General features: G+C 73.4%; 13 protein-coding genes. 6 read left to right on the top strand and 7 right to left on the bottom strand.

Going from position 1 to position 16,742, the window contains the following annotated elements; translation table 11 throughout:
- From AB0D44_RS20430 to AB0D44_RS20420, 3 genes are all read left to right on the top strand, one after another.
- The coding region (locus AB0D44_RS20430; RefSeq protein WP_362592729.1) for a hypothetical protein at nt 1-305 on the top strand (305 nt) is incomplete at its 5' end.
- 303 nt (nt 306-608) lie between these two features.
- A complete protein-coding gene (locus AB0D44_RS20425) occupies nt 609-2,432 on the top strand; it encodes an AMP-dependent synthetase/ligase (protein WP_362592852.1) in 1,824 nt (607 codons plus the stop codon).
- A 209-nt stretch (nt 2,433-2,641) separates the two neighbouring features.
- On the top strand, nt 2,642-4,207 hold the full coding sequence (locus AB0D44_RS20420) for an alpha/beta hydrolase (RefSeq protein WP_362592726.1): 1,566 nt from the start codon (nt 2,642-2,644) through the stop codon (nt 4,205-4,207).
- A 50-nt stretch (nt 4,208-4,257) separates the two neighbouring features.
- On the opposite strand, the gene AB0D44_RS20415 is transcribed toward AB0D44_RS20420, so the two are convergent.
- A complete protein-coding gene (locus AB0D44_RS20415; RefSeq protein WP_362592723.1) occupies nt 4,258-5,427 on the bottom strand; it encodes a lipase family protein in 1,170 nt (389 codons plus the stop codon).
- A gap of 344 nt (nt 5,428-5,771) precedes the next feature.
- Here AB0D44_RS20415 and AB0D44_RS20410 point away from each other — a divergent pair, with 344 nt between their 5' ends.
- Nucleotides 5,772-8,588, top strand: a complete 2,817-nt coding sequence (locus tag AB0D44_RS20410; protein ID WP_362592720.1) for a hypothetical protein — start codon at nt 5,772-5,774, stop codon at nt 8,586-8,588.
- An 89-nt stretch (nt 8,589-8,677) separates the two neighbouring features.
- Here AB0D44_RS20410 and AB0D44_RS20405 read toward each other — a convergent pair whose 3' ends face one another.
- Nucleotides 8,678-9,688 carry an AraC family transcriptional regulator gene (locus AB0D44_RS20405; RefSeq protein WP_362592717.1) on the bottom strand — a complete coding sequence of 337 codons (1,011 nt, stop codon included), beginning with the start codon at nt 9,686-9,688 and terminating at the stop codon, nt 8,678-8,680.
- Nucleotides 9,689-9,849: 161 nt separating this feature from the next.
- Between AB0D44_RS20405 and AB0D44_RS20400 the strand changes: the two genes are divergently transcribed.
- Nucleotides 9,850-11,592 (top strand): AMP-dependent synthetase/ligase, encoded by a 1,743-nt coding sequence (locus tag AB0D44_RS20400; RefSeq protein WP_362592714.1) that lies wholly within the window; start codon nt 9,850-9,852, stop codon nt 11,590-11,592.
- Nucleotides 11,593-11,705: 113 nt separating this feature from the next.
- Nucleotides 11,706-12,599, top strand: a complete 894-nt coding sequence (locus tag AB0D44_RS20395; protein ID WP_362592711.1) for a trypsin-like peptidase domain-containing protein — start codon at nt 11,706-11,708, stop codon at nt 12,597-12,599.
- Here AB0D44_RS20395 and AB0D44_RS20390 read toward each other — a convergent pair.
- The 5 genes from AB0D44_RS20390 to AB0D44_RS20370 form a co-directional block, all read right to left on the bottom strand.
- A complete protein-coding gene (locus tag AB0D44_RS20390) occupies nt 12,596-13,036 on the bottom strand; it encodes an NUDIX domain-containing protein (RefSeq protein WP_362592708.1) in 441 nt (146 codons plus the stop codon). The two genes, AB0D44_RS20395 and AB0D44_RS20390, sit on opposite strands and share 4 nt — an antisense overlap.
- A gap of 38 nt (nt 13,037-13,074) precedes the next feature.
- Nucleotides 13,075-14,319, bottom strand: a complete 1,245-nt coding sequence (locus tag AB0D44_RS20385; RefSeq protein ID WP_362592705.1) for an ABC transporter permease — start codon at nt 14,317-14,319, stop codon at nt 13,075-13,077.
- Entirely contained in the window at nt 14,316-15,041 is a 726-nt protein-coding gene (locus AB0D44_RS20380) for an ABC transporter ATP-binding protein (RefSeq protein WP_362592702.1), read from the bottom strand. The genes AB0D44_RS20385 and AB0D44_RS20380 overlap by 4 nt, the downstream gene beginning before the upstream one ends.
- Nucleotides 15,042-15,115: 74 nt before the next feature.
- Nucleotides 15,116-16,210, bottom strand: a complete 1,095-nt coding sequence (locus AB0D44_RS20375) for a peptidoglycan-binding protein (RefSeq protein ID WP_362592700.1) — start codon at nt 16,208-16,210, stop codon at nt 15,116-15,118.
- Nucleotides 16,207-16,728 carry a hypothetical protein gene (locus AB0D44_RS20370; protein WP_362592698.1) on the bottom strand — a complete coding sequence of 174 codons (522 nt, stop codon included), beginning with the start codon at nt 16,726-16,728 and terminating at the stop codon, nt 16,207-16,209. Before AB0D44_RS20370 ends, AB0D44_RS20375 begins: the two co-directional genes overlap by 4 nt.
- Nucleotides 16,729-16,742 lie beyond the last annotated feature (14 nt).

Here is a 16,742-nt window from a genome sequence, read left to right as displayed (position 1 = left end):
GGGCCGGGAGCATCGGCAGGGCGGAGCACACCGGCTCCGGTGACATCGTGGCCGGCGGAAAGCGCGTGGGCGGCCCGGAGGCGGAGGCGTCGGCCCTGCAGACGCTCCTCGAGGAAGTCCGGGAGATGCGCAAGCACCTGGACGACAGCGACCGGGCCGAGGTGGATGCGGCGATCGAGGAGATCAGTTCGAATCCGCCCGAGGACCGCTTCAGGAAACTGCTCCGGACGTTTTCCGGAATCGCGGCGCTCGTCGGAGAAGCCGGCGTGCCGGTGATCACTGCGGTCAAGGCGCTGCTCGGCTGAATCTCGGGCAGAAAAAGAGGGGGCCGCATCCAGTGGCCCTCTTTTTGATTTCGTAGATAAATGCAGCCACTGCCGTTCGGGGCCGTTCGTCCGCACCTGGGCGGGTACTTCATCCGGCCGGGAGTGGGGCGGCGGCGTGGAGCCTGCGTGAAGAACGGGTCCGGGGGGTGGTCGGGCGGGCCCGGCCCTGCCTACATTACCGGCGGTAACTCACTACCCGGCCGAGGAGAGTGCACCGTGGAAGCCGAGTTGAGGCCGGTCAGGCCCGCCGCGCCCGTCGCGCCCGTGGAGCCCCTCAAGACCATGGTCGACGGGGTGGTGCGCGAGGTGCGGATGCCCCCGTTGGCGGTCGTGCCGCAGAGCGGATCGCTCGGCGACATCCCCTTCGGCAACGCGCGCGAAGCGCCCGGAGAGGCGGTCCTCGCGCGCAAGGACCGGGACGGGACCTGGCGGGACGTGAGCGCGGCGCAGTTCGCCGCCGAGGTGCTCGCCGTCGCGAAAGGGCTCATCGCCGAAGGCCTGCGGGAAGGCGACCGGCTCGCCATCATGGCCCGTACGACCTACGAGTGGACCCTGCTCGACTTCGCCGGATGGGCCGCCGGGCTGGTCACCGTACCGATCTACCCCACCTCCTCCGCGCTCCAGGCCCGCTGGATCCTCCACGACTCCGGCGCCGTGGCCTGCGCCGTCGAGGACACCGCGCAGGCGCGGATCGTCAGCGCCGAGCGGTCCAACCTGCCCTGGCTCGCGCACCTGTGGGAGTTCGACACCGGCGCCCTCGCCCGGCTGGCCAAGGCCGGGGAGCACCTGCCCGACGCGGTGGTGCACGCACGGCGGGCCGCCCGTACCCCGGACTCCGTCGCCACCCTGATCTACACCTCGGGCACGACCGGGCAGCCCAAGGGCTGCGTGATCACGCACGGCAACTTCTTCGCCGAGGTGGACAACGCGGTGGAGCTGCTGCACCCCGTCTTCAAGTCGGTCAGCAAGGACCCGGCCTCCACCCTGCTCTTCCTGCCGCTGTCCCACGTCTTCGGACGGATGGTCGCCGTCGGCTGCATGCGGGCCCGGGTGAAACTCGGCCACGCCCCCAGCATCGCCACCGAAGAGCTCCTCGCGGACCTCGCCGGATTCCGGCCGACCTTCCTCCTCGCCATCCCGTACGTCCTGGAGAAGGTCTACAACACCGCCCGGGCCACCGCCGAGAAGATGGGCCGGGCCTCCTCCTTCGACCGGGCCGCGCGCCTCGCGCAGCGCCTGGGCGAGAAGGCCGTGGACGGCAGGAGGCCCGGGCTCGGACTGCGCGTCGCCAGGGCGCTGTACGACCCGCTCGTCTACCGGCGGATCCGGGCCGCGCTCGGCGGCCGCGTCCGCTACGTCCTCAGCGGCGGATCCCCGCTCGGCCGCCGCCTCGCCGCGTTCTACACCGGCGCCGGCATCGAGGTCTTCGAGGGGTACGGGCTCACGGAGACGACCGGCGCCTCGACGGTGACCCCGCCGCAGCGGCCGAGGCTCGGCACGGTCGGCTGGCCGCTGCCCGGTACGGCCGTGCGGATCGCGGACGACGGCGAGGTGCTGCTCGGCGGGCGCCACGTCTTCGCCGGGTACTGGAACAGCGGCCAGGGCGTCCCGTACGGGAGCTGGTTGCCGACCGGCGACATCGGCGAGCTCGACGCCGACGGGTACCTCACGATCACCGGACGCAAGAAGGACCTGATCATCACCTCCGGGGGCAAGAACGTGGCCCCCGCCCCCCTGGAGGACTGGCTGCGAGCCCACCCCCTGGTCGGCCAGTGCATGGTGATCGGCGACAACCGGCCCTACATCACCGCCCTGATCACCCTGGAGCCGGACGGCCTGCTGCACTGGCGCCAGATGCACAAGAAGCAGGGCGTGCCGATCTACGAGCTGGTGCGGGACGAGGAGCTGCGGGCGGACCTCCAGCGGGCGGTGGACGAGGCGAACCGGCTGGTGTCGCGCGCCGAGTCGATCCGCCGCTTCGCCGTCCTCCAGGGGGATTTCACGGAGGCGCGCGGCCACCTGACCCCCTCGCTGAAGCTCAAGCGGGGCGCCATCGCCCGCGACTACGCACGCGAGATCGACGAGCTGTACCGGGGGCCCCGCTAGGTTCCCTCCCGGTTCCCTGCCGGTTCCCTGCCGGTTCCCTCCCGGGTCCCTCCGGGTCCCTCCCCGGGTTTCCCATGGCCGCCAGGTCACCAGGCCGCCACGCCCCGGGCCCGTCAGGCCTCCGCCCGGCCGAGGGGCGGGGGCGCACCGGGGCGCTTATGGTGGGCTGACCGCTCCAGCGGTCCGGGGGGAAGCCCGAGGAGGGCGCCGTGCACCGTTCCCGCCCCCGACGCCGCCCCCGTTCCCGCGGCGGTTCCCGTGTCGCCGCCGCCTGGGTGCTGGTCCTGGCCTGCCTCGGAGCGGCTCCCGGCCCCCGCTTCGACCCCGCCCCCGACCCCGGCCCGGGCTCCGCACCCGCAGCCGCCCGCATCCGGTGGGGGCCGTGCCCCGAACGGCCCGTACCGGCCGGGATGCGGTGCGGGACCGTCACGGTGCCCCTCGACCACGCGGCCCCCGGCAAGGGCACCGTCGAGATCGCCCTGGCCCGGATACCGGCCACCGACCGCACGAAGCGCCTCGGCTCGCTCCTGCTCAACTTCGGCGGCCCCGGAAGCCCGGGCATCGCGGGTCTGGCCGCCGATCCCGACGCCTTCGCCGACCTCGGCGAGCGCTACGACCTCGTCGCCTTCGACCCGCGCGGGGTCGGCCACAGCGAGCCCGTCTCCTGCGGCGGCTCCCGGCAGGCCGACGAGGACGCCGGGGCCGACGCCGCCGCGCAGCTGGCCGCCCTGCGGGCCGTGGCCCGACGCTGTGAGCTCGCCTCCGGCCCGGTCCTCCCGTACGTCGGCACCGTCCACGTCGCCCGCGACATGGACGCGATCCGCCGGGCACTCGGCGACGAGAAGCTCCACTACCTCGGCTTCTCCTACGGGACCAAGCTCGGTGCCGTCTACGCGGCGCAGTTCCCCCGCAGCACCGGGCGCATGGTCCTCGACGGCGTCGACACCCTCACCGAGCCGCTGGCGGAGCAGGCCCTCACCTCGGCGCGCGGCCAGCAGCGGGCCCTGGAGCACTTCCTGACCTGGTGCGCCCACCAGCAGGACTGCGTCTACGGGACCAACACCCGCACCGCCAAGGAGAAGGTCGAAGCCCTGGTCACCCGGCTCGACGAGGAGCCCCTGGTCGGCCACGACGGCTCGTACGTCACCGGCCAGGACCTCGTCGGGGCGATCGGTACCGCCCTGTACTCACCGCTCATGTGGCCCGCGCTCGCCGACGCGCTGGCGACCGCCGAGCGGGGCGGCGACCCGGCGGCGCTGCTCCAGCTCGGCGGACCGGCCGAGGCGCCCGGCGACGCCGAGCAGGACGCCGGCCCGGGGACGGTGCCCGCCGACAACCCCGAGGCTGCGCTCCTCGCCGTGAGCTGCGCGGACGACCCGGACCGGTCGGACGCCACGGCCGGCCCGGCAGCCATCGAGAAGGAACTGGCCGCCCTGGAGGGCGAGTTCCTCAAGGCCTCGAAGATCTTCGGGCCGCTCCAGCTGATGACGGTGCTCTCCTGCTACGGGCGACCCGCCGGCACCGACTTCATCCGGCGGATCGACCGCCCGGGCGCCCCGCGGATGCTGCTGGTCGGGACCCGCGGCGACCCGGCGACCCCCTACGAGTGGACGGAGGAGACGGCCGAGCGGCTCGGCTCGGCCGTGATCGTCGACTACAAGGGGGACGGGCACACCGGCTACGTGTCCTCGCCCTGCGTACGGGAGTACGTGGACCACTTCCTGCTCGACGGGAGGCTGCCGTCCGGGACGCGGTCCTGCCCCGCCGCGGGGTGAGCGGCGGGGCAGGCGCGGAGCGCGGAGCGGGGCGGAGCGGGAGCGGCGCGTCAGCAATTGGCGTGCGTGGCGCGCCCGGCGAAGCGGTCCGCGAGCCAGTTGCCGACCGCGAGCGACTGCGTGATCACGCCGCTGACGTGCTCACCGATCACGATGGTGTCGAACTCGAGGTTCGCGCCCCTCGCGCACCAGTCGGAGCGCAGCGCCCGGCCCACGCCGTACGGGATCAACTCGTCGCCGAGCGCGTGGTACTGGTACACCGGCGCGGCCGGGGCGGTGCGCCCGAGCCTGCTCTGGTTCAGCCGGGCCTGCCAGTCGGGCTGGTCGAGCGGGTTGCGGGTGGTCAGGTCGGAGATGCGCTTGAAGGAGCCGGCGATGGCGTCGATCGCCACGCAGTTCTCCTTCATGCCGGCGACCAGCCGCCTGCCGGCGGGGTTGAGGTAGGAGTCCAGCTCCAGCTCGGGGAAAGCCGCGTCCTGGCCGGCGGCCGCCATGAAGATCAGCCCGGAGCCGTAGGAACCGTTGTTGAAGTCGGCCACCTTCAGCAGGTCGGCCGGGACGCCGCCGGTCGCCGTGCCCTTGACCTTCAACTCCGGCGCGTACGAGCCGTGCAGCTCGGCAGCCCAGCTGCTGGCCTGGCCGCCCTGGGAGTAGCCCATGATGCCGATCGGGGTGTCGGCCGGGAGGCCGGCCTCCGGGAGCCGGGTGGCGGCGCGGGCGGCGTCGAGCATGGCGTGCCCGGCCGAGGGGCCCACCGTGTAGGTGTGCACGCCCGGGGTGCCGAGGCCCTCGTAGTCGGTGACGACCACGGCCCAGCCGCGCAGGGTGAGCTGCTGGATGAGGTTGGCCTCCATGGCGGTGCCGTGGGGGAGGTTGTTGCTCGGCGCGCAGGAGTCGCCCATGCCGACGGTGCCGACGGCGTACGTGATGAGCGGGCGCGGGCCGGTGCGGCCGTCCTGCGGGACGATGACGGTGCCGGAGACGGTGTTCGGGGCGCCGTCGGCGGTGGTGGAGCGGTAGTGGATCTTCCAGGCCTTGGTGTTCGTGGGCTGGCCGGGCAGCGGGTGGAAGGCGGACGGGGCGCTGCTGACCAGGTCTCCGGGGCGGGCGGTGGCTTCGGTGGCGGTGGCGTCGGCGTCGGCGTTGGCTGTCGCGGCGGGGGCGGCGGCCGAGAGGGCCAGGGCGGCGACGGCGGCCAGGGCGGTGCTTCGGAATCGCATGGGCGGCTCTCCCAAGGGTCCGTGTGGGGGCAGGTGAGGCGAAGGTAGTGACCGACCGGTAGGAACGTCGCTGACCGTGCAGCTCACCTTTCCTGGCCGCGAGTCGCAGCCGTCGCCCGTCGGGGCCGTCGGGGGCGTCGGGGGCGCGGCTCACGGATCGGGGCTCCGCCCCGGACCCCGCGCCTCAAGCGCAGGCGGGGCTGGATGTGCCTGGGGGCGCCGCCCCGTCCCGGAGCCTTTGGCTCCGCTCCCGCACGGGTGTGCGACGATCGCTCGTCGCACATCACCCTGGGGGGTTCATGCCAACGACTGCGGCGTCAGCGAGACGCCCGATTTCCACCGCAGTGACGTGCCTGCTCGCCGTCCTCGCCGCGCTCCTCCTGCCGGTGAGCGCCGCTCAGGCCGCGCCGGCCGCCGAGGACTGCGTCACCGTCGCCGAGGGGCGGTACGCGGGTACGTTCGCCACCGCCGGCCAGACGCACTGCCTGCAGCTGCCGAGCCCGCAGGGCGCGCGGATCGCGGCCCTCACCTCGCGCGGAGGCGCGGGCGTGAGCGTCCAGGTCGAGGTGGTCGACCGGAACGGCGCTGCGCAGTGCGACGCCGGCGATCTGGTCCGCGGCGAATGTGCCCTGACCGGAACGGCGCCGTTCCGTGCGCTGGTGCACGCCGACGACACCGGCGCGACCGGTCCGTACGGCGTCCACTTCGTCCGTACGGACGTGCTCCAGGCGGGCTGTCAGGTCCTGCCGGCCGGGAGCTTCGCCGACGACGCGGCGGCCGTGCGCCTGGAGACCGGCAACGGCGTCTTCTCGCACTGCCTGACCATTCCGGCGGACGCACACTCCACCTCCGAGCTCCTCCGTATCCGCTACGGCCTCCCGGACGACACGGAGCTGTACCCGGACTTCGCGATCACCCTGATCGACACCGATGGCAACGGGCCCTCCTGCTACGACCACCCCACCCCGGGCCAGCAGCTCCGGACGGACGGCCTCAGCAGCTGCTCCTTCACCGCCGGCAAGGCGTACACCGTGCTCCTGGAGGGCCAGGACGCTCCGCGCAGCCACACCCTGGTCCGCCGGGACGTCACCACCACGGCCAAGGGCTGTACCGCCTCCGCCGCGACGGCGGTCGGCGCGCCGGCCACGACCGGCACGTCCGGTGCGAACGGCACCCTGCGCTGCCACCGGATCACCACGACCGCCGCCACGGACCGGCTTCGCTTCAACGTCCGCGACGCCCACGACAGCACGCACACGCTGGTCATGAACGGCGCCGGCGACATCGCCTGCTACCAGAAGACCTGGGCGTGCAGGGCCACCGGTTCCACCGGCTACCAGGTCGTCACCCAGGTCCCGGAGAACTGGTCCGTGCCCGCCTCCTACCGCCTCGACGTCTGGCGGTTCGCCTCGGCCGCCGGCCCCGCGCCCGAGTGCACGCGCGCCGGGTCGGTCGCGTACGGGTACGGCCCGCTGACCGGCACGCTCTCCGCGGAGCGCACCGGCGTGTGTGCCGTCCTGCCGAGCGTTTCGGGTGACCGGTTCAGGGTCGACATCACCGCCACGGACGGCGGGCAGGCGATCCCTGAACCCGCGCTCTACAACAACTCCGGGTTCAACCTCTGCACGGGCACCTCGTCCCCGTACAACTGCCAGGGCGCAGACCAGAGCGTGTTCGTCCTCGGGCTGCCGGACGGCGCGGACGGTACGGCGTACCGAGCCGATCTCGTCTGCACCACCGCGCCCTGCGGCGCCGAGGACGTGTCCGTCGGGACGGTCACGCCGAACACCGCACAGAGCGGCACCGTCGCGACCCTCACCGTGCAGGGCACGGCGCTGGGCATGAGCAACACCGTCCAACTGACCGGCGGCCCGGCGCCGCTGACGGCCAAGACCGTCTCGGTCTCCGCGGACGCCCGGACGCTGAAGGCGACGGTGGACCTGCGCACGGCCCCGGCCGGCAACTGGAACATCAGCGTCATGGCGCTCGGCAGCGAGTACCCGCGCGGCACGCTGACGGTGACGCCGCCCGCGTCCTCGGGCCAGGGGACGTACAAGCCGATCACGCCGACGCGGTTGATGGACACGCGCGAGGGTCTGGGTGTGCCGAAGGCGAAGGTGGGCCAGGGCGGGACGGTCACCTTGCAGGTGACGGGTACGGCGGGGATCCCGGCGTCGGGGGTCACGGCCGTGGTTCTGAACGTCACGGCCACCGACCCCACCACCAGTAGTCACGTGTCGGTGTACCCGAACGGCACGGCCCGCACGAGTGCGTCGAACCTGAACTTCACCGCTGGGCAGACGATTCCGAATCTCGTGGTCGTCCCTGTGGTGAACGGGAAGGTGAGCTTCTACAACAACGCGGGGTCGGTCGATCTGATCGCGGACGTGGCCGGTTACTACACGACGGACGGTTCGGGTTCGACGTACAAGCCGATGACGCCGACGCGGTTGATGGACACGCGTGAGGGTCTGGGTGTGCCGAGGGCGAAGGTGGGCCAGGGCGGGACGGTGACCTTGCAGGTGACGGGTACGGCGGGGATCCCGGCGAGCGGGGTCACGGCCGTGGTCCTGAACGTCACGGCCACCGACCCCACCACCAGTAGTCACGTGTCCGTGTACCCGAACGGCACGGCCCGCACGAGTGCGTCGAACCTGAACTTCACCGCTGGGCAGACGATTCCGAATCTCGTGGTCGTTCCCGTGGTGAACGGGAAGGTGAGCTTCTACAACAACGCGGGGTCGGTCGATCTGATCGCGGACGTGGCCGGTTACTACACGACGGACGGTTCGGGTTCGACGTACAAGCCGATGACGCCGACGCGGTTGATGGACACGCGTGAGGGTCTGGGTGTGCCGAAGGCGAAGGTGGGCCAGGGCGGGACGGTGACCTTGCAGGCGACGGGCACGGCGGGGATCCCGGCGAGCGGGGTCACGGCCGTGGTCCTGAACGTCACGGCCACCGATCCCACCACGGGCAGCTATGTCTCGGTGTACCCGAACGGCACGACCCGCACCAGCGCGTCGAACCTGAACTTCACCGCCGGGCAGACGATTCCGAATCTGGTCGTCGTCCCCGTGGTGAACGGGAAGGTGAGCTTCTACAACAACGCGGGATCGGTCGATCTGATCGCCGACGTGGCCGGCTACTACACCTCGTAGCGCCGCAGCGACGACTCGCCCTGCCCCGGCCGGCTCTTCGGCCGGGTCAGGGCGATCGCCGTATTCAGGACACCACCCCCACGCCCGCTCTAGCCGCCGGAGGTGAGGCGGTAGGCGCCCGGGGTCGTGCCCGTCCAGCGGCGGAACGCGCGGTGGAACGCCGTGTCCTCCGAGAAGCCCAGCCGGGAAGCGAGTTCCGCGATCGGCTCACCGCTCTCCGCGAGCCCCGCGATCGCCGCGTCCCGCCGGACGTGGTCCTTCAGCTGCTGGAACGAGGTCCCCTCCTGCTGCAGCCGGCGACGCAGCGTGGCCGGGGAGACGGCGAGGCGCGCCGCCACCTCCCCCAGCCCCGGCAGCCGCGGCGAGGCGCGCAGCTGCCGGGTCAGGGCCCGGCGGACCTGCTCCGCGACCGTGGTCCCGTACTCCGGTCGCGACAGCAGGTCGAAGGGGGCGCGGCGCAGCATCGCGTCCAGCGCGGGCTCGTCCCGCACCAGCGGCGCGGTCAGCCAGTGCGCGTCGAAGGCGGCGCCCGTCCGGGCCTCCCCGAAGCGCACCGGGCAGTCGAAGAGGATCTCGTACTCGTCCCTGTGCGGCGGCGGGGGGTACGCGAAGGCCGCGTACGCGAGGGGAATGCGCCGCCCGATCAGCCAACTGCTCAGCCGGTGCCAGATGGCCAGCACGCACTCGGTGAGGAAGCGTTCCTCGTCCCGGGCGAAATCGTTGCGCACCGAGAACCGCGCCTCCGCGCCCACGACGTCGAGCGCCAGCTCCGGCCCGCCCGGGAACAGCCCGTAGAACGCGGCCGCGCGCTCCATGGCCGCGCCCAGGTCCCGGCAGCCGAGCGAGGCGTAACACATCATCGCGAACGTGCCCGGGCGGCTGGGCACCGGACTCAGGCCGAGGAACTCGTCCTGCGTGGTCCGGTACAGCGCGCGGAACAGGCGGGCGAACTGCGCGGGCGTGATCCGGGCCCGGTCGTCGCCCAGCAGCAGTGGCGGGATCTGCGCCTCCTGGAGCAGCGGCACCGTGTCGATGCCGCTGCCGCGGGCCCCCGCGAGCAGGGCCCGCACGTGGTGCACGGTGATCGTCCGCCTCCCCATGGTCCGACGGTAGCTCCCCGCGCCGCCGTGCGATACGCAAGCGGCGGCCCGGCCCGGCCGGGATGAGCGCTGCGGCCAGTGCGGGTGACGCTTCCGGTCATGCCGCCGGGCCGCGCCGGATGCCTAGCGTCGGGGGTCACCAACTCCCGGGAGGGCACGCGATGGACACGGACGCCGACGGCAGGCCGATCACGCTGGCGCGGTTCACCCAGTGGACCGGGGAGCGGTACGGGCCGCAGACCGCCCTCAGGTTCCGGGCACCGGGAGACGCCGGCTGGCAGACCCGCACGTACGCGGAACTGGGCGCGGAGGTCATGGCCGTCGGGCGGGCCCTGCTCGGTCTCGGGGTCGCCGCGGGCGAGCGGGTGGCCGTCCTGGCCGAGACCCGGCCGCAGTGGACGTACACCCACTTCGGGGTGCTCGCGGCAGGCGCGGTCCTCGTCCCCGTCTACCCGACGGCCGGGGAGGAGGAGCTGGTCTGGGTGCTGTCGGACTCCGCGGCGGTGGTGGTGGTCTGCGACGACGCGGCGCAGGCGGCGCGGGTCGAGGGGCTGCGGGAGCACCTGCCCGCGCTGCGTGCCGTGGTGGGGATGGACGCGCTGCCCGGCCTGCCGCAGGCCCCCGAGGCCGAGCTCCTCGCGCGCGCCGCGGACGTCGCGCCGGAGGCGGACGCGTCGATCGTCTACACCTCCGGCACCACCGGCCTGCCGAAGGGCTGCCGCCTCACCCACGGCAATCTGGGCGCGATCCAGGACGCCACCCTCCCGCTGGTCAAGGGCGGTCCGGGGGACTCCACGTACCTCTACCTGCCGCTCGCCCACCTGCTGGCGCAGCTCATCCAGTTCACGACCCTGCTGGAGGGCGGGGAGCTCTGCTATTTCGGCGGCAGGATCGAGAACGTGCTGGCGGAGCTCTCCGAGGTCCGCCCCACCCATCTCCCGTCCGTGCCGCGGCTGTTCGAGAAGCTCCACTCGGTGGTGCTGTCGCTGGCGGAGGCCGAGGACGGTGGCCGCGAACGCCTGGAGGAGGCGGTGCGGCTGGGCGTGCTGGCGGCGGAGGGCCGGCTCCCGCAGGAGCGGCGGGAGGAGTACGAGGCGGCGGAGAAGTCGCTGTACTCCCTGGTCCGGGGCGCGTTCGGGGGCCGCCTGAAGTGGGCGCTCACCGGCGGCGCCCCGATCGCGCCGGCGACCTTGGACCTCCTGCGGGCGTGTGGGATCGCGGTGTACGAGGGGTACGGGATGACCGAATCGGGCGGCGTGATCTCCCTCAACCACCCGGACGCGGTGCGGTACGGGACGGTGGGGCGGCCCATCGCGGGCTGCGAGGTGCGCATCGCGCCGGACGGGGAGGTGCTGGCGCGGGGGCCGATGGTGTTCCCGGGCTACCACGCCGACGAGCGGGCGACGGCGGCGGCCCTGGACCCGGACGGCTGGCTGCACACCGGCGACCTGGGCGAACTGGACGCCGACGGGTACCTGCGGATCACCGGCCGCAAGAAGGAGATCGTCATCACCTCGGCGGGGAAGAACCTGACCCCCACGGAGGTCGAGTTCGCCATCCAGCGCTCGCGCTACGTCTCCCGCGCGGTCATGATCGGCGACCGCCGCCCGTACCCCGTGGCCCTGATCACCCTGGACGCGGAGGAGGTCGAGGCCTGGGCGGCCCGCGAGGGCCTCGACCTCGGCGCCGCCCCGGCCGCCCACCCGGCGGTCCGCGCCCTGATCGAGACGGCGGTGGCGCAGGCCAACGCCACGGTCTCCCGCCCGGCCAGGGTCCGCGCCTTCCACGTCCTGCCGGAGGACTTCACGATCGCGGCGGGCACCCTGACGCCGACGCTGAAGCTCCGGCGCCGGCAGGTCGCCGAGCGGTACGCGGCGGAGATCGAGGGCCTGTACGGGGGTTGAACGCGGCCGCCGTACGAGGGGCCCGGCGCGGGGGCGGGATCCGGTGCCCCTTGCACCCGGCCCTGCCCCCGGGGCATGCTTCGCCGGGGCAAAGCGGAAGGATCATCATGCCGGTGGACAAGCGGACCGTCGTGACCGTGGTGCTGTGTGCCGCGGCGGCCTTGGGGGCCTCCGCCGCGATGGCCGAGCTGGTGCCGCCGCCGGAGGCGGGCGCGCCCCTGCGGGCGAAGGCCGGGCCCACGGCCTCGCCGACGGCTCCGTCGCGTTCGCAAGCGGCGAAGCCGCAGCTGTCCACCCCGCCCAAGAGCACGCTGCCGCCCGCCGTCACCCCGCAGCCCGGCGGACCCGCGGCCTTCACCGGGGCGCTGTTCACGAACGGCCTGGACAGCGACCACTTCTGCACCGCCACCGTGGTGCAGAGCCCAGGCCGGAACCTGATCGTCACCGCCGGGCACTGCCTGCTCGACGGGGACCAGGGCGGCGGCACCGCCGTCTTCGCACCCGCGTACGCCAACGGGATCGCGCCCTACGGCACGTGGAAGCTCGAGGAAGTCTTCGAGGACGACCGCTGGGCCGAGGGCACGGACGACAGCTACGACCTCGCCTTCGCCCGCCTGGCCCCCGACCCCTCGGGCCGGAACATCGAGGACGTGACGGGCGGGGCCGTGCTGGACACCAGCGGCCGCTCGGGCGAGGAGGTCACCGTCACCGGGTACCCCGCCGACCGCAAGGTGCCCCGTACGTGCACGGCCGTCACCGTCCGCGAGAGCGCGACCGAACAGCGCTTCGACTGCGCCGACTTCCCCGGCGGCACCAGCGGCAGCGCCTGGATCGCCCGCGACGGGAAGATCATCGGGATCCTGACCGGCGGCGACACGGACGACGTGTCGACCAGCACCATCCTGGGCGACTACGCCGCCTCGCTGTACGCCAAGGCCACGGCGAAGGCGGCGGGCACGGGCGCGGGCACGGGCGCGGGCGCAGGAGCCGGCGCGGCCAAGAACTAGCTCAGCAGCCCGTAGTGGACCGGTTCGGCCGGTGCGTTCGCCAGGAGGTCGGGCAGGCGCGGCGGCCACACGGGTTCGCCGAGGGCGGCCAGGCGCTGCGGGGAGAGCCACTGCCAGTGGATGCCCGGTTCCTCCAGCACCGGTTCGCGGTGCGGGCCCGTGGTGAGGTAGATGTGCTCGTGCTGGCGGACCGGGATCCCCTGGTGGGTGAAGTCGTGCTCCCAGGTGCACAGCAGCCGTCCCGGCTCCAGGTCGGTCCAGCCGGTCTCCTCGCGCAGCTCGCGCCGCACGCAGTCCTCGGGGCTCTCGCCCGGGTCGATCCCCCCACCGGGCGGCAGCCAGTGGATGCCCACCTCCACGTTGTTCTCGCGGAAGAGGAACACCGACCCGGCGGGGGACAGGATGACAACGCGCGCTGCGTGACGTGGAGTTCGCATCGGATCAGCGTACGCCGGTGATCGCCCCGGGGCCCGGGTCATCCCGCCGCCAGCGCCAGCGTGGGGGACAGCCGGGCCGCCCGGACCGCCGGGTAGAGGCCGGCGAGGGTGCCGATCGCCAGGGTGGCCGCGAAGCCGCCGGTCACCGCCCACAGGGGGACCACCCAGGGCAGGTCGCCGACCCGGGCGTAGACGGCCGTGGCCGCGGAGCCGAGCGCGATGCCCGCCAGGCCGCCGAGGCCGGACAGCAGCAGGGACTCCGTCACGAACTGGACCCGGATCTGGCCCTTCGTGGCGCCCAGCGAGCGGCGCAGGCCGATCTCGTGGCGGCGTTCCAGCACCGAGATGATCATGGTGTTGGCGACGCCGACCCCGCCCACCAGCAGCGCGATCCCGCCCAGTCCCAGCAGCAGGGTGCTGAAGGCGCCTTCGGTGGCCGCCTTCGCCTGGAGCGCCGCCGACGGGTCGCTGACCGCGACCGCGCTCGGCGTCTGCGGATTGGCCGTCGGGGCGATCAGGTCCCGCACCTGCGCCACCCGGTCGTCCGCCGAGCGTTCGTACACCGCCGTCGGGTGCCCGTCGAAGCCCAGCAGCCGCTCGGCCGCCTCCCAGCCGATCAGCGCCGAGCGTTCGATCTCCGGAGCCAGCGGTACCGGCGCCAGGATCCCGATCACCGTGAAGTACCGGCCGCCGATGAACACTTGCTGGCCGGGCCCGGTGATGCCCAGACGCCGCGCCGAGACGTCGCCGAGCACCACCGAGGGGTAGCGGCCGGTGGCCTCGTTGAGCCAGGTACCGCTGCCCATCCGGGCGCGCAGCGTGCCCAGCAGGTCGTCCTTGGCCGCCTTCAGGACGATCCCGCCCGTCTCCACCTGCGGAACGTTCTCCGAGCGGCGCACGGACTCGGCCACGTCACCGGTGGTGCCGACCGATTCGACGCCCTGGATGCGGGCGATCATGCCCGGGGCGTCCTTGGGCAGGGTGGTGTCCTGCCCGCTGAACATTCCCTGCCCGGGCGTCGCGACCAGCATGTTCGTGCCGAGCCGGTCGAGTTCCCGCAGCAGCTTGGCCTGGCTGGAGGAGGAGATCCCGACCACCGCGATCATCGTCGCGATACCGATGGCGATGCCGAGCGCGGACAGGAACACCCGCATCGGGCGCGAGCGCAGACCGGCCGACCCGACGTGCAGGACGTCACGGGGGGACAGCCTCGGCGGCGTCAGCTTTCCGGTACGGGTCCGCGCACGACGGCTCGTGCGGTTCGTGCGGCTCGTGCGGCTCATCGCGCCACCCCCGGTCCGGCCGCCGCGGCCGCCGTGCCGCGGACGTCCGCCACGATCTCGCCGTCCCGGATCCGCACCTGGCGCGGCAGGCTCGCCGCGATCTCCTGGTCGTGGGTGATCACGGCGATGGTGGCCCCGTCCGCGTTCAGCTCGTGCAGCAGCTCCATCACCGACTCCCCGGACGCCGTGTCCAGCGCGCCGGTCGGCTCGTCTGCCAGCAGCAGGTCCGGGGAGCCCGCCACCGCGCGGGCGATCGCCACGCGCTGCTTCTGCCCGCCGGACAGCTCGTGCGGCCGGTGGTCCAGCCGGTCGCCGAGCCCGACCCGCTCCAGGGCTCGCTCCGCCCGGCGGCCGCGCTCGGCCCGCGGGAGGCCGGAGTACAGCAGCCCCTCGGCGACGTTCGCCCGGGCGCTGACGCCCGGCACCAGGTGGAAGGACTGGAAGACGAAGCCGACGTGCCGGGAGCGCAGCGCCGACAGCGAGCGGTCCGAGAGGGCCGCGATGTCGTGGCCGGCGATCCGCACCCCGCCGGCCGTCGGCCGGTCCAGGGTGCCCACGATGTGCAGCAGGGTGGACTTGCCGGATCCGGACGGCCCGACGATGGCCAGCAGTTCGCCGCTCGTGACGGTCAGGTCGACCCCGCGCAGGGCCGTGACCCCGCCCGGGTACTCCTTGGTGACCCCGGCCAGTTCGACCACGGGAACGGGACCGGGACCGGGCACGGGAACGGGACCGGGATTGGGACCGGGCACGGGAACGGGACCGGGACCGGGCAGAGGGCCGGGATGCGTGTGCGTCATAGCTTCGGGATCCCCACCTGCATGCCCTCCTCGAGGGCGTCGCCGGTCACCTCGACCCGGCCGTTGCCGAACATGCCCAGCTGCACCCCGACCTCGCGCGTCCTGCCGTCCTCGACGACCTGTACGCCGAAGCCGCCGCCGGCGAGCGCCAGCAGCGCGTTGACCGGTACGGACAGCACGCCCTTGCGCGTCTCGCCGGTGAGGCCGACCGACACCGGGGACCGGTCGGGGGTGCCCACCTCGGCGGGTTTGTCCAGGGCGACGACCACTTCGACCTTGGCCTTCTTGTCACCGCCGCCCGGGCCGCCCCCGTCGCCCTTCTCGTCAGGGCCGGCCGTGGCGCCCACCGAGTCGATCTTCCCGGTGACGGTGGCGCCGTCGGGCAGCCGCACGGTGACCGGCTCGCCGGTCTTCGCCGTGCCCGCCTTCGCCGCGTCCATCTCGAAGCGGACGATCCGTTCGGTGCCGGTCAGGGTCATCACCGGCTTGCCCGGCCCGGGCTCGTCACCGACCGCCGCGTCGTTCTTGCGCACCCGCTGCGGCCCCGGGGCGAAGGCGATGTCCTCCTTGGCGACCTCGCCCGTCTCCGGCACCTTGTGGGCCTTCTGCCACCGCTTGACCGCCGTCGCCGTACCGGCCGTGAAGGCGCCGTCCTCCGGGTCCAGCCCGGTGCCGTACCCCAGCGCCTGGAGATTGCGCTTGAGCTGCTTGACGTCTTCGCCCTTGTCCCCGGACTTCAGCGGCCGGTACATCGGCGTGGACCCGTACATGAGCCGCACCGTCCTGCCGTTGACCTCGTACAGCCGTCCGTCCCGCTCGACCGCCGTGCCCTCGCCCGCGACCCAGGTCAGCACGCCCGGCCCGGCCGCGTTGACCTTGCGTTCCTGCGCGTAGCCGAGGGTCCCCTCCACCCGCAGGCCCGAGCTGAGGTCACCGCGCTGCACCGGTGCGGTGGCCGGCGGCAGCCCGTCGCCGCGCTGCTCGCGCCCGCTCTCCCGCTGCGGCTGGGCCGCCGTGACCGCGTACCCGCCGCCCGAGGCGGCGAGCACGACGGCCAGCGAACCCAGCAGCCACTTCGCCCGCTTCCTCACGACCTGGCCGCTTCGCACTTCTTCTGGGCGTCCTCGAAGGCCTTCTCCTGGCCCGGGGGGACCTCGATGCCGGTCCGCATGCCGCCGCTGTAGTCAGGGTCCTTGAGCTGGACCCCGTTCTCGCGCATGCAGCGGATCCACTTGAGCTCCTTGTCCTTCTCCTCCTGGGTCGGCTCCTTGCCCGAGCCCGGGCCGCCCATCCCACAGGCCTTCATGGCCTCCTGCATCTTCTGCGGGTCGACTCCGCCGCCCACCGTCATCCCGCGCGGGTCCTGGCCGGGCTTGGGGTCGGGCGCGTCTATGCCGTGCTCGCGCAGGCACTGGCGCATCTTCACGGCGTTGTCCGCGTCCGTACCCGAGCCGGAGCCGGAGCCCGCTGCGGAGCCGCCGCCCGGCGCGGAGTCCTTCTGCCCGCCGGTCGAGCCGGTCGAGCCGGTCGAGCCGTTCGCGCACCCGGTGACGGCGAGGGCGAGGCCGGTGATGGCTGCGGCCGTGGTCATGATGAGGGATCGCTTCATGGGCCCGACCCTGC

This window comes from Streptomyces sp. NPDC048349, assembly GCF_040651925.1.
GTDB lineage: Bacteria > Actinomycetota > Actinomycetes > Streptomycetales > Streptomycetaceae > Streptomyces.
The sequence above is the reverse complement of the archived record's forward strand: the minus strand, read 5'-3'. Positions and strand labels throughout refer to the sequence as shown.

What these genes read in the sequence shown, in the direction of transcription:
- AB0D44_RS20425 (WP_362592852.1), top strand. Translation starts at nt 609, where the DNA reads ATGGTCGACGGGGTGGTGCGCGAGGTGCGGATGCCCCCGTTGGCGGTC.
- AB0D44_RS20415 (WP_362592723.1), bottom strand. Translation starts at nt 5,427, where the DNA reads ATGCGATTCCGAAGCACCGCCCTGGCCGCCGTCGCCGCCCTGGCCCTC.
- AB0D44_RS20405 (WP_362592717.1), bottom strand. Translation starts at nt 9,688, where the DNA reads ATGGGGAGGCGGACGATCACCGTGCACCACGTGCGGGCCCTGCTCGCG.
- AB0D44_RS20400 (WP_362592714.1), top strand. Translation starts at nt 9,850, where the DNA reads ATGGACACGGACGCCGACGGCAGGCCGATCACGCTGGCGCGGTTCACC.
- AB0D44_RS20390 (WP_362592708.1), bottom strand. Translation starts at nt 13,036, where the DNA reads ATGCGAACTCCACGTCACGCAGCGCGCGTTGTCATCCTGTCCCCCGCC.
- AB0D44_RS20385 (WP_362592705.1), bottom strand. Translation starts at nt 14,319, where the DNA reads ATGAGCCGCACGAGCCGCACGAACCGCACGAGCCGTCGTGCGCGGACC.
- AB0D44_RS20370 (WP_362592698.1), bottom strand. Translation starts at nt 16,728, where the DNA reads ATGAAGCGATCCCTCATCATGACCACGGCCGCAGCCATCACCGGCCTC.